General features: G+C 40.4%; 18 protein-coding genes. 8 read left to right on the top strand and 10 right to left on the bottom strand.

Annotated features, from left to right (window positions below; translation table 11 throughout):
- Positions 1-11 precede the first annotated feature (11 nt).
- From NKR21_RS17795 to NKR21_RS17770, 6 genes are all read right to left on the bottom strand, one after another.
- Positions 12-1430, bottom strand: a complete 1419-nt coding sequence (locus NKR21_RS17795) for a HAMP domain-containing sensor histidine kinase (protein ID WP_088001092.1) — start codon at positions 1428-1430, stop codon at positions 12-14.
- On the bottom strand, positions 1427-2113 hold the full coding sequence (locus NKR21_RS17790; RefSeq protein WP_088001094.1) for a response regulator transcription factor: 687 nt from the start codon (positions 2111-2113) through the stop codon (positions 1427-1429). Before NKR21_RS17790 ends, NKR21_RS17795 begins: the two co-directional genes overlap by 4 nt.
- On the bottom strand, positions 2110-3093 hold the full coding sequence (locus NKR21_RS17785; protein ID WP_012011396.1) for a YncE family protein: 984 nt from the start codon (positions 3091-3093) through the stop codon (positions 2110-2112). Before NKR21_RS17785 ends, NKR21_RS17790 begins: the two co-directional genes overlap by 4 nt.
- Before the next feature lie 276 nt (positions 3094-3369).
- The gene (locus NKR21_RS17780; RefSeq protein WP_088001096.1) at positions 3370-4704 is read right to left on the bottom strand and encodes an MFS transporter; all 1335 of its coding nucleotides are present in this window, start codon (positions 4702-4704) and stop codon (positions 3370-3372) included.
- Positions 4705-4744: 40 nt separating this feature from the next.
- On the bottom strand, positions 4745-5317 hold the full coding sequence (locus NKR21_RS17775) for a TetR/AcrR family transcriptional regulator (RefSeq protein ID WP_144455465.1): 573 nt from the start codon (positions 5315-5317) through the stop codon (positions 4745-4747).
- An 80-nt stretch (positions 5318-5397) separates the two neighbouring features.
- Positions 5398-7929, bottom strand: a complete 2532-nt coding sequence (locus NKR21_RS17770; protein WP_144455467.1) for a PEP/pyruvate-binding domain-containing protein — start codon at positions 7927-7929, stop codon at positions 5398-5400.
- A 284-nt stretch (positions 7930-8213) separates the two neighbouring features.
- Between NKR21_RS17770 and NKR21_RS17765 the strand changes: the two genes are divergently transcribed.
- From NKR21_RS17765 to uvrA, 3 genes are all read left to right on the top strand, one after another.
- The gene (locus tag NKR21_RS17765; protein WP_012011392.1) at positions 8214-8459 is read left to right on the top strand and encodes a CsbA family protein; all 246 of its coding nucleotides are present in this window, start codon (positions 8214-8216) and stop codon (positions 8457-8459) included.
- 294 nt (positions 8460-8753) lie between these two features.
- A complete protein-coding gene (gene uvrB / locus NKR21_RS17760) occupies positions 8754-10739 on the top strand; it encodes an excinuclease ABC subunit UvrB (protein ID WP_144455469.1) in 1986 nt (661 codons plus the stop codon).
- Positions 10740-10746: 7 nt separating this feature from the next.
- On the top strand, positions 10747-13623 hold the full coding sequence (gene uvrA / locus NKR21_RS17755) for an excinuclease ABC subunit UvrA (RefSeq protein WP_144455471.1): 2877 nt from the start codon (positions 10747-10749) through the stop codon (positions 13621-13623).
- 230 nt (positions 13624-13853) lie between these two features.
- Here the strand turns inward: uvrA and NKR21_RS17750 are convergent, their stop codons facing one another.
- Entirely contained in the window at positions 13854-14084 is a 231-nt protein-coding gene (locus NKR21_RS17750; protein WP_144455473.1) for a hypothetical protein, read from the bottom strand.
- Positions 14085-14281: 197 nt separating this feature from the next.
- On the opposite strand from NKR21_RS17750, the gene NKR21_RS17745 reads away from it, so the two are divergent.
- From NKR21_RS17745 to NKR21_RS17725, 5 genes are all read left to right on the top strand, one after another.
- Positions 14282-14617 carry a hypothetical protein gene (locus NKR21_RS17745; RefSeq protein WP_012011387.1) on the top strand — a complete coding sequence of 112 codons (336 nt, stop codon included), beginning with the start codon at positions 14282-14284 and terminating at the stop codon, positions 14615-14617.
- An 11-nt stretch (positions 14618-14628) separates the two neighbouring features.
- Entirely contained in the window at positions 14629-15720 is a 1092-nt protein-coding gene (locus NKR21_RS17740) for a DUF4097 family beta strand repeat-containing protein (RefSeq protein ID WP_012011386.1), read from the top strand.
- Positions 15721-15726: 6 nt separating this feature from the next.
- Positions 15727-15921, top strand: a complete 195-nt coding sequence (locus NKR21_RS17735) for a PspC domain-containing protein (RefSeq protein ID WP_012011385.1) — start codon at positions 15727-15729, stop codon at positions 15919-15921.
- Positions 15922-16308 (top strand): phage holin family protein, encoded by a 387-nt coding sequence (locus NKR21_RS17730; protein ID WP_012011384.1) that lies wholly within the window; start codon positions 15922-15924, stop codon positions 16306-16308.
- 94 nt (positions 16309-16402) lie between these two features.
- A complete protein-coding gene (locus NKR21_RS17725) occupies positions 16403-20260 on the top strand; it encodes a lamin tail domain-containing metallophosphoesterase family protein (RefSeq protein WP_144455475.1) in 3858 nt (1285 codons plus the stop codon).
- Positions 20261-20289: 29 nt separating this feature from the next.
- On the opposite strand, the gene NKR21_RS17720 is transcribed toward NKR21_RS17725, so the two are convergent.
- Genes NKR21_RS17720 through nagA form a run of 3 tightly spaced genes read right to left on the bottom strand, consistent with a single transcriptional unit; the run spans position 20290 to position 22955 of the window.
- Positions 20290-21015: a GntR family transcriptional regulator gene (locus tag NKR21_RS17720; RefSeq protein WP_012011382.1), complete on the bottom strand. Its 726-nt coding sequence runs from the start codon at positions 21013-21015 to the stop codon at positions 20290-20292.
- 24 nt (positions 21016-21039) lie between these two features.
- Complete coding sequence (gene nagB, locus NKR21_RS17715; protein WP_012011381.1) at positions 21040-21765, bottom strand: glucosamine-6-phosphate deaminase; 726 nt, start codon at positions 21763-21765, stop codon at positions 21040-21042.
- Positions 21765-22955, bottom strand: coding sequence for an N-acetylglucosamine-6-phosphate deacetylase (gene nagA, locus NKR21_RS17710; RefSeq protein WP_144455477.1), 1191 nt, complete (start codon positions 22953-22955; stop codon positions 21765-21767). The genes nagB and nagA overlap by 1 nt, the downstream gene beginning before the upstream one ends.
- Positions 22956-22973 lie beyond the last annotated feature (18 nt).

Below are 22973 nucleotides of genomic sequence, written 5' to 3'. Positions count from 1 at the left end.
GTCATGTTATTTTACGAGGGGGCAGGCGGAATTTCAGTGCTCTCTGCACTTGGTAATTGTATAATAGCGGTCGTACCTATGCCTTGTTCAGATTGAAGAACGAACGTGCCACGATGTTTTTTAATAATTTGATACACAATGGCTAGTCCAAGACCAGAGCCGCCATCTTTTCTTGTGCGCGCTTTATTCACTCGATAAAAACGCTCAGAAACATGAGGGAGTTCTGCTTTTGGAATTCCGCTACCTTCATCTGTAATAGTTAATTCAGCAATGTTTTGGTGAATGAATAATTCAATCGAAATCGACTTTCCTGATGGCGTGTAATGGATGGCATTGTCCAATAAATTACGAACGACTTGTTCAAGTCGATCGCTGTCACCATAAATAATACAATCCTCTTCGAGTGCTCGGTTGAACGAGATTCCCTTTTGACTAGCAATGAATTTCATTTGATCAAGAACATCATGAATAAGCTGTGCAAAGACGAGAGGCTCCATCGTTAGTGGGTAAGATTCTCCCTCTAACTGCGCGAGATCCAGAAGGTCATGTACGAGCCTGCTTAATCGTGTGGATTCGTTTTGAATAATCTGCATGCCTTTTTTTTGATCAATAATGCCCTCTTCAATACCTTCAGCATATCCTTTCATATAACTTAGGGGAGTTCGAAGTTCGTGGGAGACATTCGCAAGAAATTCCCTGCGGTGCTGCTCAACTTTTTCAAGGGTAGAAGACAGTTTGTTAAAAGAGCGGCTCAGCTGGTTTAACTCATCACCGTTTTTGGTCACAGCCATCCGTTTTGAAAAATCACCAGACTCCATTTCCAACGCAATTTCTTTCATTTGATTAATTGTCCGCACGACTTGATTGGAGCTTTTATATCCGATAAAGAAAATCAGGAGCAGGATTAATAAAATAGATATGCCAAGTGTCAATCTGATTTGGACAAAAGGTTCATATACATCCGATAAGGGCATGGATAGAAAAATTGTCCCCGATAGCTCATCTTTGCTTGAGAAAACAGGGATGGCGATGCCAAGAATATCTTGATGAAACTGTGAGTGTTCTCTAATCAACACGACGGTTTCCCCTTGAAGGAGCTTTTGGCGTTCTTTGAATGTGATGAGATTATCATTTGTGTTCGTATCAAAAGGAAGACCACTTGAAAGCTCCATTGGATCATCTGTAAAAATAATGTTCGCCTGACTCGAATCGTTAGACCATTTTATTCTATCGGTAAAATACGTATCCTTCCCGTGTTGATGATAGATTTGTGCCAGCTTTTTACCTTGTAAACTTAAGGAATCAATTTGCTTATCAACATATAAGTGCTGGTATAAGTAATAAGTGAGGGCAAGAGCTGAGGCAGCAACGATTCCGGTCACTACAAGGATTAAGAAGAGCACTTTCTTTTTAATCGATAAAGGCTTCATTCTTCCTCCTCAAACTTATAACCGACACCCCAAACGGTTTTAATATGCCGTTCTGCTCCCGTTAATTTCAGTCTTAGCGTTTTGATATGTGTATCGACTGTTCGTAAAGAGCCGCTCGTAGAATGTGATTCCCATAATTTTTGATAGAGCTGTTCTCGTGAAAACACTTGGCCTTGATTGAGTAAAAGAAACATGAGTAAATCAAATTCTCTTCTAGTTAAATTAACGGGCTCCTGTAGGATATAAACTTGTCTACCATCCTGATCGATCTCCATGTCACCAAACTGTATGCGGCTGCGCTTTAGCGAAAGACCCCTAATTCGTCTCAAAGTTGTTTCAATTCTTGCTGCAAGCTCACGTAGACTGAAAGGCTTCATGATGTAGTCATCCGCACCAATTTCTAGGCCCCTAATTCGATCCTCTTCATAACTTCTAGCTGTTAAGAATAAGATGGGGATTTGAGAAGTTTGCCGAATACGCTGGCAGACTTCAAATCCATCCATATCAGGCATCATGATATCAAGTACAACAAGATCAACGGGTTCCTTTTCAAGCTGACGTAAGGCCTCCATTCCATTATTAGCTGTGATAATGTGAAAGCCTTGTCTTCTTAAGAAGGATCCGATTAGCTCAAGCATATCGAACTCATCGTCTACGATTAATATATGCATTTGTTCTTTCATTTCTTTTCCTCCAACACGATAGCATAGGGTCCTGATGGGACATTCAGTCGATTTTTCATCATGAATGTATGTTTATCGATAATTGATACTGAATTGTCATCTAAGTTACTCACATATATTGATGTGGTATCAGCGTTAATATAATTAGGATTTTGACCAGTCTCAACAGAAGCAAGCTGCTTATTCTTTTCTGTATCTACTTTGTATAGCGTATGATCTCCATGACAAAGTACATATAAAGTAGAAGAATTTTTCTCTGAGAAGAAGGCAACAGGCATAACACCTAGTTTCATTTCTCTCTGCTTTTTACCCGTTTTAGGGTCGTAAGCAAAAATGCTTTTATTTAAGGTGCCTGGCTTTCCGTGACCACCAATCCAAATGGACTGTCCATCAAAATGAATACCAGATGGTCGTTCAAGCACAGAGAACGTACGTATAAGTTTTTCCTTCTCAATATCTATAACAGAGACAGTATGGCTTTCTGCATTTAATACGAATAAAGTACCTGCCGGAGAAAGTGTCATAGAAGAAGGTAACTTTCCAGTCTTCACAGTTGCTTTTATGTTTTTACGCTGCGTATCAATAAAATAAACGACATTTTTCTGTGAATCCGCTGCAATTAAGGTGTGAGAAACTGCATCATATGTAAGGGAAGTCAGTCCTTTACTCACATCCATATAATCTGTTGCTGTACCTTTTTTTAAATTAATTTCGATAAGCGATTCTCCTTCTTTACTAGTTGCGATGATGACGTCTTTGTTGATTTGGATAAGATCAGTGAGCGGATGTTTTAAATCAACGGAAGAGATCACTTTATTCTTTTGTAAATCAACGATTGAAAAGGAGGCTTTTTTTAATTGAGAGATGACCGCGATCGATTGAGAGTTTCCAGGTGGAGTAAACTGCTGGTCTTTTCCACAGCCTGACAGGAATAACAATAGAGCTGATAAATAGATCAAAACATATTTTAGACGTGCCATTCTTCCGCTCCTTTGAGTCCTCTATTTTCAAAAAGCATACCACAAAAATTGTGAAAAAAAATCGAAGTTATCAATGCTCAAAGAGATGAAAAACAGAATGTAGGTGGATGAATGAGGATAATTCGATTTAAAGTTTCTTGTTTATCTAGTCAGATGGCTTTTTTTCATCTTTAAAAAAGGATTTTCAATATTTGATTCCTTTGCCAATTATAGCTTACAGTGAGAAAAATAATGAAAACTCCCCCGCTCTAAATCGGTATAGAGCGCAGGGAGTCATTAGGCGGAATGCCCAGATGATGGGGAGGTAGATTTCGTTTTGACGCGTTGGGATAAAAGGAAGCCAAGGATTCCTGCACCCATTAATACAATAAATAAAGATTGGAAACCACTCATGATACCAATCAATGTCGACGAAATGATACTGCCAAAATATCGAAAGGTTGAGAAAATACCAGAGGCCGAACCAGATAAACTTTGATCAACAGCTGTTAATGAAGCCATCTGCATACTTGTCATACCAATCCCTGATGAAATTCCCCCCGCGACTAGTGTCACAATAAGCAGTGGTAAGGTTGGATACTGACTCAGTGTAATTAACATGATGCCTGATAAAGTGAGGCAGAGAAATGAAAAGCGAATCATTTTTTTCGCGCCTTTTTTTGGATGAAGTCTTGCGCCTAATAAACCGCTAAGAGACATACAAAGAGAAAATACCGATAGAATCATACCACTTTGTGTATGAGAAAGGGCCAGTTGTTGTTCCATAAACAGCGGCATAATGAGGAGGATGGCATACATCACAAAATTACTTAGCATGATCGATAGATTCGCATTTGTAAATGAACTGTTTTTAAATAGGGACAAATCGATGATCGGATTCTTTACTTTCCGTACATGTCTAAAAAATAAAGGAATGACAATCAATGCTAGAATGCCATAAATGAAATATTCATTTAATAGCTGGCTTTTTGAGCATAGAATGACTGTGGCAATTCCGATGGTTAAATACAATGAACCAATCATATCTACTCTTGCGTGTATACGTGTATGCTTTACCTTTGGAATAAGTAAAACACCGGTGACTAGTGTAAGAAATAGGAATGGGATATTCACTAAGAATATAGAATGCCAATCAAAACTCTGAATGAGAATCGATCCAATAAAAGGCCCAAGAGCGGCACCAATACCAGCACCAAATCCAAAGTAACCCATTGTTTTAGACAGTTTTTCGGGTGAGACTGTTGCACGAATCAAAGCGATACTATTCGGTGTTAAAATAGCCCCGCCAGCTGCTTGAATGGAGCGAAAGATGATGAGAAATGCTAGATTAGGTGCTAAAGCACAGCCAATCGAGCCGATTAAAAAGAGTGTCACTCCGGTTAAATACATGCGGCGGTGTCCGTATATATCTCCTAACTTACCAGCGATAGGCTGGGTGACCGCCATGACAATAAGATAAATGGTGACAACCCAAGTGATGTTTGAAATGGATTGATCATAATATGTTGATATGGATGATAGAGCGACTGCGATCATCGTTGAGTTGACCGGAACTAGTATAGCTCCAAGTAACAAAGAATAGATGATCAAGCTCTCTTTTTGTAACCTCAATGTGTATACCACCTTTTGTGAAAAAGAAGAATTCCACCCTTTAAGCGGGAGAAATTCCTCTCATGAAAATGTGTGTGTATGTCTCAATAAAATCATCTTTTTGTGTTAATACGAGCTGGAAGTCTTGCTCAAGCTGCTGAGTAAAAAAACCAAAATACGTACTAATGAAAATGTCTGCATAAATGTCTTCTTTTCCTTTTAAGACATGCTGTTGAACGCTCATCTTTTTGAAGTATTGTATCAGCATTTCCCTTAGTTCTTGAGGATAAATTTTTTCATGACTAGTGAGATCTTTAAACATTGCCGGTTCTCGCATGCTGATATAAATAAATTCTTTTTTTGAAGTTAAATGTTCAAGGATATAGGAACCGAGAAACTTTAAATCGGTGTACAAATCCCCTTTGAATTCTGCTTCTAAGGTTTGTGTTGGCGTTGATTTCATTTTCATAATGGCAGCAATAACGCCGCGTTTGTTTTTAAAGTTGCGGAAAATAGTTGCTTCACTGACATTCGCTTTTTTAGCTATTTCTTTTGTTGTGGTTTTTTGATAGCCCTTTTCAGTCAATAAATCCATTGTTGCGCGAATGATTCGTTGATTTGTAGATTTTAACAAGCATACTCACCTCAGGTTATGAATGTGTTTGCAACAAAGTAAGTATACCGATAAAACCTATGACCGCCAATATGATCTAGTTAGACACGTGCATGCTGTTTTAATATCTGAATACGTCCATTGCTTCCATCTACTGTCACAAGGTCACCGGATTGAAGTGTTTCTGTTGCTATTCGGGTTCCTAGGACAGCTGGCATCATATACTCTCTTGCGATAATAGCTGAATGAGATAAAATGCCTCCAGCATCGGTTACGACTGCTTTTGCATCTCTAAATAAGCTTGTCCATAAAGGGGTGGTTGTTTTGCAAACTAAAATATCATCCTTTTGAAATTGTGAGAATTCCTCAGCACATGTAATGACTTTTACTCTTCCAGAAACAATACCGCTAGATGCGCCAATTCCATAGATCATATCGCTTGTGTTGTTTTCATTTTCTCTTAATGAACCGAGCGTTCTTTCTGCTTGCTGCAATTCAGCTTCAGTGGGGGTGCCCATATAAGCTGGTGGTTGGATGGCTTCATTCTCTTTCATGTCAATTTTTCTTTGTGCGATGACTGTAACAAATGATGTAGACGTTGTGAGCGCTGTGTGTACCTCCTCATCGTAGAGATACCATAGATCTTCTTGATGAGGAAGCGTTCCTTTTTGTACAAGAAGTTCGCCAATCTTTAATAGATATACTCTGGCTTTAGCATCTAACATGGCATCAATGTAAAAGTGATGATCATCACGGATATTAGCAGCCTGTAGAGCAAATTGGTAAAGTGTCTCAAATTTCGTTTTAAATGCTTCATCCTTCACTTGGCTCATAAAATGTTCATATGTCTCTTGTCTTTTGATGACGGCTTGTGCAAATTCTTCATCAAAATCACTTTGGTGTTGAATGTTGTTTCTGATGATATCTAGGATAAACTCAGGGTTTTCCACCCATGTCTTTTCCGTAAGGTCATGACTTTTCACAGATCGCCAACCATAAACTTGAAGAAATTCCTCTAATGTCGAAATGAAGTGTCTGCCTTTTTCCGATTGAGTGAGTGCATCAAGCAGCTCTGAATTCTTTTCATTGTTTATAAATGCTTGATAAAGTTCTTTATCTTGAAGGACACTCTTTGCAAAATCAGATAGCTTCTTATCTGTTTCAAGTGATTTATTCATCACGCCTATCATCATCTCATGCAGTAGGATCACTTGTGATTGATCACCAGTATACGTCACAAGCATATCTTCAATCATAGCTGATAAAATGACTTGAGGGATGACAATATCAAAATGATCATCATATGCTTGTATATAAAAAGCTTTTAATTCTTCGAAGCCGATGATGGCTTCTTCAATGGTCATCGGTTCCTTTATTTTGAGATCCAGCTTTTCGTAAAAAGGCAAGAAATTTTTCTCTAAAATTTCATACATACGTTCACTTAGATGCGGAAATAACTCAAATAAGCTTTCATCAAAAACTGGTGCGGCTTCTGCACTCGCTTCAGGCAGTGACGGTGATGAATACAGATGTCCTCTATAGAGCTTAATATCTTTAATATTCAGATCAGGCACTTGATATTTTTCACCATTTTTCTTCATACCGCTTTTTAATGCTGGGATGATCAGACTTGAAAAGAGAGGACTTGTTGGACCCGGCATATGATCGTCCATTGAGATCCAGAAATCCTGCAGCTCGTCTGGCTGCATTTGAAAAGAACCCCCTACTGTTTCATCTGCTGCTTTTGAGAGAGCTGCGGTAATCGGTCTGGCTTGAAGTAAATAAAATGTGCCATTTGCTATCCCAAATTCGATATCGACGCTATGACCATAAAGTGCTTCTACTTGTTTGGTGATGTGCGTGATTTCTACTAGTTGGTCATCATTCAGGCAAAACTGACCAGCCATTTCCTCCGTCACTGCTTGTTCAATGACACCTTCTTGATAAGGAATAATTTGCAGCTCTTTCGTTCCAAGTGATTTTTCAATAGAAAGTGTCTCTTTGTCTATAACAAATGTGTCTGGTGTCACAAGCCCGGAAACGATTGCTTCTCCTAGTCCGTAGCTTGCTGTCAGCATCATTTCATTTGTTTTTCCTGTTATGGGATTCTCACTAAAGATGACACCGGAGACATCAGAATGGATCAATCCTTGAACGACAACAGCCATGAGCGGCATCTCTTCCTCGTTTTCATCCATCTCTTCCTTATACTCTGTTACTCTCACTCCAAAGTAAGAAGACCAACATTCTTTGACAGCCTGTAAGAATTCTTCATCTGTTTTGATATTTAAATAGGTCTCGTACTGTCCTGCAAATGAGGCGCCTTCGAGATCTTCTGCAACAGAAGAGGATCTGACTGCAACTGAGGGATAAGTTTTCCGTAATGATTGAAAGGACGAAAGAAGTTCTGCTTCCATTTGAGAAGGAAACGATGCTTCTTTGATTTTGTCAGCAAGGTTTTGTTCAGTTGGATGCAGGTTGTGATATGAAAGAAAGCTTGAAAAGCTGTTGGTTTTGATAATAAATCCATCTGGGACTGGCAGGCCGTGATTGTTTAATTTGATTAAATTCAGGCCTTTTGCCCCTGCGAGTGATGCGGATTCTTCAGCCGCATGAAATAAAACTGAATACATGGGAATGCCCCCTTATCCAAATAGCCAATGGTTTGTCTATCTCTCTATTGTTTCTAAAATGATAGTGCGCACTATCATTTTAATCATAGAATTTATTGGATGTGACTGTCAAAGACGGAAAGACCTATCTTTACAAAGGGGACATTCTCACTAATTTCCTACTATATCTAAAACAAAAGTCTCCGAACAGAAAGAAAAATAGGGGAAATTGAAAACTGTGAATTGTTCAATATGCCAAACTTTACTATAATCAAGGGAGTAGATCATGAAGAGGGAGGGTTTTTGTGATTACAAAAGCCATATTTGCACTTGTTTTTCCTTTCCTGCTCGTTATTTTATTTTCAAAGGTGACTTATAATCATTATGTGGGCATTGCATTAACAGCAGCGCTTTTATTTGCCTCGTATATGAAGGGCTATACAGAAACCTACTTTATTGTAGGATTAGATATCATTTCTTTAGTAGCTGGTGCATTATATATGGCTAAAAAAGAAATTGAAAAGAGAGAAAAGGCTGAAAAACATCATTGATGTGATTATCAAGAGCGTGTGAGGCCGAAAGGTGACGTTTTTAAGCTGTGCTTACGAATTTTAGTGAGTGCAGCTTTCTTTTTGTTCTCTTTTTCTGCTCATCGCATATCTCTCACCAAAATGTTCCATACTGAAAGGAAGGTTTTCGCAAGAGGGTTATTTGGTATTGAAGAGAGGGTATGACTGTATTGGAAATAAAAATCAAGCAAGAGCCGAACTTTAGTTCGTATTTTTGTGTTCTTTTATGATAATATATTCATTAGATAGATTTCGTAACGAAACGGAGGCTTTGATGTGAGTGACCGCTTTGAATTAGTTTCTAACTATCAGCCCCAAGGAGATCAGCCGAAGGCAATTGAAAAGCTTGTTGAGGGGATCCATCAGGGGAAACAGCATCAAACGCTGTTAGGTGCTACAGGTACGGGAAAGACCTTTACTGTATCCAATCTGATTAAAGAAGTGAACAAACCGACACTTGTCATTGCGCATAATAAGACACTTGCCGGTCAGCTATACAGCGAGTTCAAGGAATTCTTTCCGAATAATGCTGTCGAATATTTTGTAAGTTACTATGATTATTACCAACCAGAGGCGTATGTGCCTCAGACGGATACATTTATTGAAAAGGATGCCAGCATCAATGATGAGATTGATAAGCTGAGACACTCCGCTACGTCTTCATTATTTGAGCGGAGAGATGTCATCATCATTGCCAGTGTCTCCTGTATTTATGGCTTAGGTTCGCCAGAGGAATACCGAGAGCTTGTGCTGTCTTTACGTACTGAAATGGAGATTGAACGCAATCAGCTTCTACGTAAGCTGGTGGACATTCAGTATTCTCGTAATGATATAGATTTTCAGCGCGGAACCTTCCGAGTACGAGGAGACGTCGTTGAAATTTTCCCTGCTTCACGTGATGAGCATTGTATCAGAGTGGAGTTTTTCGGTGATGAAATTGAACGTATTCGAGAAGTGGATGCACTGACTGGAGAAATACTCGGTGATCGTGAACATGTGGCTATTTTCCCAGCATCTCACTTCGTCACTAGAGAAGAAAAAATGGAAAAAGCGATTGTTAATATTGAACAAGAGCTTGAGGAACAGCTCGAAAAGCTTCGAGATAATGGAAAGTTGCTAGAAGCGCAGCGCCTTGAGCAGCGGACAAGATATGACCTTGAGATGATGAGAGAAATGGGCTTTTGTTCAGGAATCGAGAATTACTCAAGACATCTGACCTTGCGTCCTCCTGGTTCAACCCCTTATACATTGCTTGATTATTTCCCAGATGATTTTATGATTGTTGTCGATGAGTCACATGTGACGGTCCCGCAAATCCGCGCGATGTACAACGGGGACCAAGCAAGAAAGCAAGTGTTGGTTGATCACGGATTCCGTCTGCCTTCAGCACTTGATAACAGACCGCTCACCTTTGATGAGTTTGAAAAGCATATCAATCATATTGTGCATGTATCTGCCACTCCGGGTCCTTATGAGCTTGAGAAAACCCCAGAGGTTGTGGAACAAATTATCCGTCCAACAGGTTTACTTGATCCAATTATTGAAGTGCGTCCAATTGAAGGTCAAATTGATGACTTAATTGGAGAAATTCATGCGCGGATTGAGAAAAATGAGCGTGTGCTCGTGACGACGCTGACGAAGAAAATGTCTGAGGATCTTACCGATTACTTAAAAGAAATCGGAATCAAGGTAAATTACTTGCATTCAGAAATTAAGACCCTTGAGCGGATTGAGATTATCCGTGATTTGCGTCTCGGTAAATATGATGTGCTTGTTGGAATCAACCTTCTTCGTGAAGGATTGGATATTCCAGAAGTGTCACTCGTGGCGATTTTAGATGCGGATAAAGAAGGCTTTTTGCGCTCTGAGAGATCCCTCATCCAGACGATTGGCCGTGCGGCGAGAAATGCAGAAGGCCGGGTCATTATGTATGCAGACAATATGACGAAATCGATGGACATTGCGATTCAAGAAACGAAGCGAAGACGAGAACAGCAAGAAGCATATAACGAGAAATTTGGGATTACCCCGCAAACGATCCATAAGAAAATTCGAGATGTCATTAAGGCAACAAAGATACATGAGGATTCGGAAGAATACGAAACAAAAGCAGCACCAAAGCTTTCGAAAATGAGCAAAAAAGAAAGAGAAAAAGTGATCGAAAAAGTCGAGATGGAAATGAAAGATGCAGCAAAAGCGCTTGATTTTGAAAAAGCAGCAGAATTAAGAGATCTATTGCTAGAGCTAAAAGCGGAAGGATGATTGCCTGATGGCTATGGAACGAATAGAGGTGAAAGGTGCTAGAGCCCACAACCTTAAAAATATTGATGTGAATATCCCGCGTGACCAGTTAGTGGTCATCACAGGTTTATCTGGTTCAGGAAAATCGTCTCTTGCCTTTGATACCATTTATGCAGAGGGGCAGCGCAGGTACGTTGAATCTCTTTCAGCGTATGCGCGCCAATTTCTCGGTCAAATGGATAAACCGGATGTAGATGCCATTGAAGGTCTTTCTCCGGCGATTAGTATTGATCAGAAGACGACGAGCCGGAACCCTAGATCAACGGTGGGAACCGTTACTGAAATCTATGATTATTTACGTCTCTTGTATGCTCGAGTTGGAAAACCGATTTGTCCGATACATGGGATTGAAATTACATCTCAGACGATTGAGCAGATGACAGATCGTATTTTAGAATATCCAGAAAGAACGAAATTGCAAGTGCTTGCGCCAGTCGTATCTGGCCGCAAAGGGACACATGTCAAAGTACTTGATCAAATTCGAAAGCAGGGCTATGTTCGAGTAAGAGTCGATGGAGAGATGGAAGATCTATCAGAAGAGATCGAGCTTGAAAAGAACAAGAAGCATTCCATTGAAGTCGTGATCGACCGAATTGTGGTGAAGGAAGGCGTCGCGGCTCGGCTGTCTGACTCTCTTGAAACGGCGCTGCGACTAGGTGAAGGCCGTGTGATGATTGACGTGATTGGACAAGAAGAGCTGTTATTCAGTGAACATCATGCCTGTCCGCACTGTGGATTCTCTATTGGTGAGCTTGAGCCTAGAATGTTTTCGTTTAATAGTCCTTTTGGTGCCTGTCCGAGCTGTGATGGGCTTGGCTCTAAACTAGAAGTTGACCCTGAGCTTGTCGTTCCTAATAAGGATTTGACGTTACGCCAGCATGCCATTGCCCCGTGGGAGCCGCAGAGCTCACAATACTATCCTCAGCTCCTTGAGGCAGTATGTACACATTATGGTATCGACATGGACATTCCTGTGAAAGATATACCGTCGCATTTATTTGATAAAATTTTATATGGAAGCGGCTCTGAACGGATTTATTTCAAATATGAAAATGATTTTGGTCAGGTACGTGAAAATGAAATTGAATTTGAAGGTGTTCTACGTAACATTGAACGACGCTATAAGGAAACCAGCTCGGATTATATTCGTGAGCAAATGGAGAAATATATGGCGAACCAGCCATGTCCGACATGTAAAGGATATCGTCTGAAAAAAGAAACGCTTGCGGTTCTGATCAATGGCAAACATATTGGAGAAATCACTGATTTGTCTGTCTCTGATGCCCTTGATTTATATGGTCAAATCGAATTGTCTGAGAAAGATTTGCAGATTGCTCAGCTCATTTTACGCGAAATCAAAGAGCGCTTGTCCTTCTTAAATAATGTGGGATTAGATTACCTCACATTAAGCCGCTCCGCTGGCACACTTTCTGGAGGAGAGGCGCAGCGGATTCGTTTGGCGACTCAAATCGGGTCAAGGCTGACAGGTGTTCTTTATATATTAGATGAACCATCTATTGGTCTTCATCAGCGTGATAATGACCGATTGATCGGGACATTGAAAAACATACGTGATATCGGGAATACCCTCATTGTCGTCGAGCATGATGAAGATACGATGCTAGCCGCTGATTATTTGATTGATATTGGACCTGGAGCAGGAGTTCATGGGGGAGAAGTGATTTCAGCTGGGACACCGGAAGAAGTCATGAAGGACAAGAAATCTTTAACAGGACAATATTTATCTGGAGAGAAATTTATCCCACTACCGATTGAAAGAAGAAAGCCTGATGGCCGCTATATTGAAATCAAAGGTGCAAAAGAAAACAACCTGAAAAACGTCAATGCGAAGTTCCCTCTAGGCGTCTTTACAGCTGTGACTGGGGTGTCTGGTTCAGGGAAAAGTACGCTTGTGAATGAAATTCTATTAAAATCACTTTCGCAAAAACTTCACAGAGCGAAGGCGAAGCCGGGACAGCACAAAGAAATCAAAGGAATGGATCATTTAGATAAGGTGATTGATATTGATCAATCTCCAATCGGTCGTACGCCAAGATCCAACCCTGCCACGTATACAGGTGTATTTGATGATGTGCGAGATGTGTTTGCACAAACCAATGAAGCCAAGGTACGAGGGTATAAAAAAGGCAGATTCAGCTTTAACGTCAAAGGTGGACGCTGCGAGGCATGTCGCGGAGATGGCATCATTAAAATCGAAATGCACTTCTTACCTGATGTGTATGTGCCTTGTGAGGTGTGCCACGGGAAACGGTATAACCGGGAGACACTTGAGGTCACATATAAAGGGAAAAATATTGCTGATGTGCTTGAAATGACTGTGGAGGACGCACTCCAATTTTTCGAGAACATCCCGAAAATTAAGCGGAAGCTTCAAACGATTTTTGATGTCGGACTAGGGTACATTACACTTGGACAGCCTGCGACCACATTGTCTGGAGGAGAGGCGCAGCGTGTGAAATTGGCATCTGAGCTTCACCGTCGTTCAAACGGAAGGTCTCTTTATATTTTAGACGAGCCGACAACAGGTCTGCATGTGGATGATATTGCCCGTTTATTAAAAGTGCTTCAGCGTTTGGTCGAAAACGGAGATACGGTACTAGTAATTGAGCATAACCTTGATATTATCAAGGCTGCTGATTACCTCGTTGATCTCGGACCAGAGGGCGGTGCAGGCGGCGGAACGATCATTGCCTCTGGGACTCCTGAGCAGATTGCAAAAGAAAAAGCTTCTTACACTGGTCGGTACTTAAAGCCGATTTTAGAGCGTGACCGTAAACGAATGAAACAGTTGGTCAAAGAAACAGAAAGTGTGACTTCATCATAAAAAACCCCCTCTTTTAAGAGGGGGTTCAGATTGTTGACAAAGGGCTAAAATGATCTTTATTTTAGCCCTTTGTCTTCTTTTCAGCGTGATAGAAAACCTTTGAAGTCTAGGAAGGACGAGTAACGGAGTGGAGCGAATTAAACATTCGTGAGCACCGGAACGCAGTCCTGACAAAGAATGCGAGGGTTTGTCTACACGCTGAAACCCCTCTTTTAAGAGGGGTTTTTCTTTTATTGCGCATCTTCCTTTGGCATTAAATGACTGAGTTGCGTTAAATCCTTCAAAATATGCGTGCTGCTGCTGTCGAGCAGTACCTTTAAATAACGGATATCACCATACTTAGGATGAGACGGATGAATGGTCTCAAGCTCCCTGATCATATCGCTGTTCATGCTTTTTTGTTTCTGTATAAGGTCTAAAAGCGTTTGAGAGGTCTGGTTAGTATTATGATGATCTGTCAAAATAATTACCCCCTATAATGATAATCACCATCTTTTCAACATATTTTAAAGGGTAATCCGTGAAGAATCTACACTTAGGTGCAAAAAGATGTAATTTGTGTCTAAGGTCATATGTAAATCGAATGATTTTGAAACTTTTGCTACGCAATAAACGTATGAGTTAGAAAGGAATTTTCATCATGAAGGAGCGAATATATATGAATAGAGATCAGTCGATCATTGCATCAATTTGTTATTTTAGTGTATTTTTCATGCCATTTATTGTACCAATCGTGGCATATTTTGTAGTCGACCAAAAGGAACCGAAACGGCACGCCTTGCGGGCATTGTGGTCACATGTTTTGCCAGTCGCAGCGTGCGTGTTGCTCGTTTTTGGGTCTATCCCATTTTTATTGTCAACACAGGCAAGTGACTCACTCATGCCAGTGATCACGATGCTCATCTTGTCCTTTTTAGTCGCTATTGGCTTTTTGATCTCTGTCATTTGGAATATCATTCAAGGTATTAAAGTACTTCAATCCATCAAATCGTAGGAGGGCTTTGTATGAATGAAAAAGAACGCATTTTAAAATTAGTAGAAGACGGGACATTATCGGCAAAAGAAGCGATTACGCTACTTGAAAAACTAGAGGAAAGTCCGTCTGTTTCATTAGAAAAGTCAACCGCTGATCACACCTTTCATGAAGAAAAAGCTGGTACTGAGAGCAAAGGAAATGGTACCGAAAATCTTGGTGCAAAACTGTTTGGTTGGTTAGACTCTGCGGTGAAAAAGGTGAAAGACGTAGATCTTGATTTAAATTTTGGACAGTCGGTCGACGTTGAGCACATTTTCCAGTTCAAAGACGCCTCACTCTCTCATTTAGATATTCAATTGGCGAACGGCAGTCTCAATGTGATGCCTTGGGACGATAGCGATATTCGAGCAGAATGCCATGCAAAAATCTACCGTGCAGAAGACGGAGAGCAGGCAAGACAGCAATTTCTCAATCAATTGGACTGCGGCCTTGAAGGGGATAAATTTTTTATCCGGACCGAAAAGAAGACGATGAAAGTCAATGTCACTTTATATGTACCGCGTATCCAATACGATAAAATCAAGGTGAAACTGTTTAATGGTCCGATTCGCGGGGAAAAGCTAAAGACAAAAGAACTTGCTGCGAAAACCACCAATGGTGTCGTCTCTTTTGCCTCATTACAGGCGGAAAAGGTTGGAATTGAAACAGCAAACGGACAAATTAAACTGGCGGATCACGAGTGTGGTATGATTGAAGTAGAAACCATTAATGGGCTGATTGACCTGCGCGGGAAAAGTGAGTCAATTGATGCCCAAAGCTTTAACGGAAACATTGCTGTTCAGCTGTCGGATGAGAAGTGCCGTTCCATTTATGCGAAAACGACAACAGGCAGTGTGGACGTCCAGATCCCGCGTGCGTGTGCAGTGACCGCTGAGCTGAAAAGCAATCTTGGGTCTATTTCTCACGATTTGCTTGATGCAGAGATGATTAAAGAGAAAAATGAGACATTACAAAAAGAAAAAATGATCAAAGCCAATCAACAGGCAGTGAACAGTATATCCATTTTTGCAGAAACAAAAACAGGTTCAATACAAGTAAAGCACCAATCAGACAAGGAGTGATTCTACATGAAGAAGCTTTATCGTTCAGCAACAGATAAAAAAATAGCGGGTGTTGTTGGTGGACTTGCCGAATACTTAAGTGTCGATGCATCTTTGCTTCGCATTTTAACGGTTATCGTCGGATTTATGACAGCATTTATGCCAATTTTCTTGGTCTACTTCATCTGGTATTTTGTTGTTCCGGAAGAAGGCACTAACTAAATGTTTAGATGGATCGTCAGTATTTTAGTCAATGCATTACTTTTAATCGTTATTGCTGGATATTTTGATTCGGGCATTCTGCCAGGGCTTGGCAGCGTTTATATTGAAGGGTTTGGCGCAGCCATTGTGGCAAGTATTATTTTATCTTTGCTCAATATTTTAGTGAAGCCGTTTTTGATCATTTTAACGCTTCCAGTAACCGTCCTCACACTAGGATTGTTCTTGTTTGTGATTAATGCCATCACACTCATGATGACATCAAGCTTTATGGGCGATAGTTTTAACATTGATGGGTTTGGAACGGCCATTTGGATGGCTGTCATCTTATCCATTTTCCATCTGTTGATACAAAAAGGAATTGTGGAGCCGTTAGCGAAAAAAAGCTAACGGTTTTTTTGACCCTTTTTGTATTGTTTCTCCGTTTCATCTGACATAAAAACTTCCTTCAGGAGACACAATATCCGAAGGGAGGCGGTGCACGATGGTGAACGTGAGCAGACAAATCATGCTTTTATGTTTTTTTATCATTCTTTTTTGTTTCAATCAGCCTGCTTCAGCAGGGCCTTTTATTCAAACACAAGTCAATATACCGGACAAGCCTTTTTCTCCTTTTATCTTTGATCCCTTTCATGTGGATGTCCGACCAGTTTTAGGGGAAAAAAGCCGTGATCTCCAGTTTCGTGCGTCTATTACGGATCAGGAACAAATTTTGTCCGCGAACTTGTATTATAAACAAAGTGATGAGCTAGGGTACCGTTTGATCCCAATGGAACGGTTGCCAGGTATGAAGCCAGAATTTACAGCGAAAATTCCACCAGATCAATTATGGAATCCAACCGTTCGTTACTATACAGAGTTTCTCAAGCAAAAGTCCGTGATCAAAACGGCAGAACAATCTGTCCACTTAAATGGATTTGAAGAGGATCTTTCGCGCATTCCCGACTTAGTCATCACAGAAATTGTTGTCAATTCAAAAAATCGCAAAGGCAAAGATGCATTTGAATTTATTGAGGTATATAACACCACACATGAGCCTATCTCTCTTAAACATTATCAGCTTCGCTACCGCAACCCTGCACAAGGAACTGAAATGGATGATGTGTATTCCTTTCACACTAAACCAGTGACTCTTTCACCTGGAAAACCGTATGTTTTCTGGCTGAGGAAAAAAGGGCAGGAGCATTTAACGGTAGCGGACTTCAATGCCATGTACAAAAGTCAATTAAAAGAGGGAGAGCATGTCTCTGTCATCGAAAGCAAAGGGCTGTCCAACTCTAAATCTCGTCTTGTTTCCATTACAACGAATATAGGGGAGGAGATATCTTCAGCAGCATTTCGCTTGAAGCCTTCATGGTTTAGTGAGCATAAATCTTTGCTGTTCAAATATCCAATGGACGGTACGTCGCAAATGAAACTGATCTCGAAAATTGAAGAAGAGCCTACGCCTGGAAAAGTGCTAAAAGCACAAATTCCATCTGAGAAAAAAGAAATGTCTCAAGATATCCACAAACCTGTGATTGAAGATATGACAGTGAGGAAACCAGTGAAACCAACTGAAAGCATAGAGATTAAAGCAGATGTACAGGATGATCAGGTCGTCAAAACCGTCAAGCTTCGCTATCGAACAAATCGGAAAGATGATTTTAAGGAAATACTGCTTCAAAAAGATCATAACGACCGATTATTTCATCATATTTTTTACTCACCTGAGTTGATTGGAAAAGAACAATTGGAATATCAGCTTGAAGCGTCAGACGGTGAAAATACAGCAATGACGATGAAAAAAATGATTGATGTGGAGCAAGTTAGCAAATCACACGGCCTTCGATTCAATGTAGAAGAAGGGGATACGGTTTCAGGATTATTTCCATTAAAGGCAACGTCTGATCAGAAAAAAAGTATTGAACTATTAATAGATGGAAAGCGGAAACAGCAAGTGTTTTCTGCCCTTGAAGCAGATCCATATATTGCATTTGATGTCAAAGGGACAAATTTATATTTTAAAAATGGTGTGTTTATAGGTAAGCGTTTACTATCTATTTTTGATAATTCGACTAAAGTGTATCGTACCTATACAATGCCAATACCAGAAGCAGAGATGAAAAAAGCAGGTCTCCAAACGATTTCTTTCCATGCAGGAACAAAATCCTCTCCAGTTGATCGGCTGCCTGGAGAGAATCACGATGATTTTGAACTAAAAAATGTCCGAATGATTCTATCGAATGGAACTCAAATTCCTCCAATCAATGCAATGCCGCAAAAAGAATGGAGAATGGGAGACAACAGTAACGCTAAAAAGGTCAGAACATTTCAATTTGAAATACCAAAAAAAGCTTATGTTTCAACGTATATGAAGTGGGATACAAGAAGGTTGAAAGAAGGGCCACACCTGATTGAGGCAAAAACCTCAGACGAGCATGTATCTGTACATGTGATGGTCGATAATACAGGACCAAAAATTAAGACCAACGTCCAAACAAAGGATCCGTATAAAGGAGCATTTACGTTAAAAGCAAAGGTCACAGATCGTTGGAGTGACATAGAGGAGATGAAGGCATATGTAGATGGCAAACCAATTTCGTTGCCATACCAGACGTCTTCTAGCGAATTAAACCCGGGGGAGCACACGCTGACAATTAAAGCAAAAGATGCCGCAGGAAACATGTCAACGTTGAAAAAAGAATTTAAGACCGTACATGAACACCCTGAGCCACCAGAACGTGTAGCAGATAAGACGAAAATGAAATCGTCTAAGCAAACTGTGCTTACCAAGGACCCAACGAATGATAAACTGGATTATTCCTTTTACCGTGCCTATCAATATACATCGCTGCATCCATCAATGAAGATTTTGAAATATGCAGCGGAGACAGAACCCCCAAAGAACTTTAACGAAAAAGGAGAAATGATCTTTTCTACTCAAGAAAGGAATCGCATTGCCTTTGCTGATGGTAAGTCAGTTGAAACAAAGGATTTACATCGTTTTCCCTATCATCGTTTTCAAATCAAGGTTGATCAAGCAGTACGTGAAAAGGATGTCGTCGAGGCGATGTGGAAAGGGAGTTCATTGTCAGGTAGGAAGGTGACCATGTATGCATGGAATCATCAACAAGAAAAGTGGGATAAAATCACTCATCATTTTGCTAAGGATCAAAAGGAATTTTACCTAAAAGGACTGCTGTCAGTCAGGCAGTATATGAAAAATCATACGTTTGATTTGCTTGTACAGGATGAAATCAGTAAAGCGCAAAAGCCATATAAAATGGTTTGGATGTCTGACACACAATATTATGCAAAGAGCTATCCTCATATCTTTAAACAAATGGTCGAGTGGATCAGAGACCAAAGAGAAAAGTTAAACATTCAATATGTGTTCCACACAGGTGACATTGTGGATGATTCAAAAGATAAACAATGGCATCGTGCTGATACGTTTATGCGCGTGTTAGATGAGCATCAAATTCCTTATGGAGTTTTAGCAGGAAATCATGATGTTCGACACAAGGACGGTTTTTATGCGGAATACGGCAAATATTTCGGTGAGAAACGCTTTGCAAATAAACCGTACTATGGTGAATCCTATCAAAACAATCGCGGCCATTATGATCTCATTTCTGCTGGTGGCAATGATTATATGATGGTATACATGGGCTGGGGGATTAAGCAAGATGAAATTGATTGGTTGAACCGTGTGATTTCTGAGCATCCAGACCGTATCGTCATTTTAAACTTTCATGAGTATTTGTTGGTCAGTGGTAACCGCAGTCCAATTGGCGACCTCATCTTCCATCAGGTAGTGAAACGCCATCCCAATATAGTGGCGGTATTTAGCGGACACTATCACGGAGCTAGCAGAAAAGTAGATGAGCTTGATGATGACAAGGATGGCAAAGTAGATAGGAAAGTATATCAAATACTCGCTGATTATCAGTCAGGACCTGAAGGTGGACAAGGGTTTATGCGATTGATAACAGCCGATCAAGAAAAAAATCAGCTTCATTTTACGACATACTCACCTTACATGAATCAAGAGCATTTCTACGATCCTAAAACGTATGGAGATCAAGATGAATTTTCAATCGATGTGGATTTGACACCAAAAATGAAATCTGTCAAAACCAACTATTTTGAACTCAATGTGTACACAAATGTTTTGATAGGAGAGGCACGCGGCATAAAAAGCGGTAAAAAAGCAAGCTTTGAGTGGAAAGGTTTAAAGCCAAACGAAGATTATTATTGGTACACCGTAGCAAAGGATCGTTTTCAAGGAAAAGCAATTTCACCAATATGGAAAATTCATACAAAAGATGATCGTGAAGCAACATTTCTTAGGAAATAAAAACAGTGCTCCTTTTATAAGGGCACTGTTTATCTTTCCATTGTATGAATGAGCTTGTAACGATCCCCTCTATAAACGGAAAGGACATATTCAAATGGAACATCATTCTGAAAATAAGTCGTTCTTGCGATTGAGAGCACGGGATCACCTGTTGAAATAGATAGCACGTGTGCTTCTTCTTTTGAAGCAACATTCGCTTCAAGCTCTTGTTTTGCATGAGCAATTGTAAGGCCTGTTTGAGCCTCTATATATTCATATATAGAGCCAGTTAAATGTTCCCTTGTTAAATCTCCTGCAAATGCTTCAGGGATATAGCTCGTTTCAATTGCCATTGGTTCATCATTCGCGAGACGTATCCGTTTGAGTTCAAATATAGCATCGCCATTTGAGAGTTGTAAGACAGGTAGCAAGTGCTCTGGACAAACGGTTTTTTTAAAATCAATCAGCTTGCTTGAAGCGGTGAGACCACGCTGACGCATATCCTCTGTAAAGCTTGTTAAGCCTTGAAGCGGCTGTTCAAATTTTTTCTGGCTCACAAAGGTGCCTTTTCCTTTTTGTCGATACAAATATCCTTCGTTCACGAGGTTCGATAAGGCTTGTCTGACAGTCATTCGACTTATACCAAAGCGTTCGGCATATTCTCTTTCAGAAGGAATGAGTGTATCAGGTGCTAATGTTCCATCCTTAATCTGTTTTTTCAAGTTCTCCATAATCTGATGGTACATCGGAATAGGTGACTGCTTATCAATAAACATGTGAAAATCCTCTCGTGTTTAACTTTAGCGTAGAGAACCAGCTTCTCGATCAATCAAAATCGTCACATCTTCATGAAGTTTCAGAGCAGATGCTGGGAAGTCTGGATGTATCTCCGTCTGTTCTAAGTATTGTATCACTTTTGCTTTTGATTTTCCTGATGCAAGTAGGAGTATCTTTTTACTTGAAAGAATGCTCGCAATGCCCATGGTGATGGCATGTGTAGGGACCTCATCAATAGAAGAAAAGTATCGTGCATTGGCCTGCCGCGTATTTTCATCTAGTTGCACGACATGAGTCATTGAGTTAAATGGGGTACCGGGCTCGTTAAAACCAATATGTCCATTTTGACCGATTCCAAGAAGCTGCAGGTCGATGCCGCCTATATCTTGAATGAGCTGATCATATCTTAAGCATTCCTTTTCTAAATCAGGTGAAGCGCCATTTGGAAGGAAATACTGATCCTGTGGAAGATCAATATGATCAAATAAATGACGTTTCATATAGGTCATATAACTATTTTCATGATCTGGATCGAGTCCTGCATATTCGTCTAAATTGACTGTTTTTGTTTGTTTGAATGACAATTGTTGTGATTGATAAAGGTGAATTAACTCTTGATATGTATCAAGAGGTGTACCCCCCGTTGCCAGGCCGAGTACGGCATCTGGTTTAGAAGCGATTGTACGCGCGATCAGGGCTGCTGCTTCTTTGCCTAATTGTTCTTTATCTTCAAATTCAATGATGTTCATTAGTGATTGGCCTCCTTATTCTCAAAGACGATTTGTCCATGGCAGATCGTCATCATTAGTTCGCCAGACTCATCCCAAATGACAAGGTCTGCTTGTTTTCCAACTTCAATCGAACCAAGCTGCTGATCCAGTCCTAGCTGAATGGCTGCATTAGTTGAGGTCATCTTTGCTATCTCTGTCCACTCGCAATGTGTGATCTGTTTCATCCGTTTGACGCCATCTTTCATGCGCAGAATCGATCCTGCTAGTGTACCGTCTGCCAGTAAAGCTTTTTCGCCACTGACTGTGACTGTTTGGCCCCCAAACTCATACGTGCCATTCCCGAGTCCTTTTGCGCGCATCGAGTCGGTAATCATCATTAAACGATCACTTCCTTTTGCCAAATACGCAAGCTTGATGGCAAGTGGATGAGAGTGTATCCCATCCGTAATGAGCTCAATATGAAGATCCTCGTTCGTAAGAGCAGCTCCTACAGCGTTTGGTTCACGATGCTGAAACGAACTCAGTGCATTATAAAGATGCGTGACATGGCGAGCACCATGCTTTGCTGCTAATTCAATCATGTCATGATGGGCATTCGTATGTCCAATAGAAGGAATAATGTTTTTTTCTTGCAACAATGAAAGAAAAGCAAAGTCAGGGTCTTCTTCAGGTGCAAACGTGACAATTCGAATAAGGTGTTCAGAAGCATCCAGCCATTTTTTAAAAAGAGGGAGATTGGGCTGCTTTATCCATTGAACAGGCTGTGCCCCTGCTTTATCTTTCGAAATAAAAGGACCTTCAAGATGGATACCTAAACATTGTGCCTGAACGCCTGCTTGTTCTTCATTGTATGGTTTCCACTGGGCGACATTTTTAAGTGCTTGCTCTATCTCTTGATGGTTTTGAGTGATGGTTGTGGCTAAAAAACTTGTCGTTCCTTCTGACGGTAAGTGATCAGCGATTGTATTCATGGCTTCTGATGTCGCATCCATCATATCTGCTCCATATCCACCATGGATGTGAATATCAATCATTCCGGGAAGTAAATAAAAGTTTTCCCGGGAAATATATACTTTTTCATAATTTCCTGTCGGTGGTGTTGTTGAAATATAGTCAATCTTGCCGTCGCGTAAACCGACAAAACCGTTTGCAATCATTTCAGTCTTTGTCACAATATGAATATTGGAGAGCAATAAAGAGCTGCTCATGATTGTGCCCCCTTTAGT

It is taken from the genome of Bacillus sp. 1735sda2 (assembly GCF_024159245.1).
In the GTDB taxonomy this organism is placed as follows: Bacteria; Bacillota; Bacilli; order Bacillales; family Bacillaceae; genus Bacillus; species Bacillus pumilus_O.
This window is presented reverse-complemented; position numbering and strand designations above follow the sequence as displayed.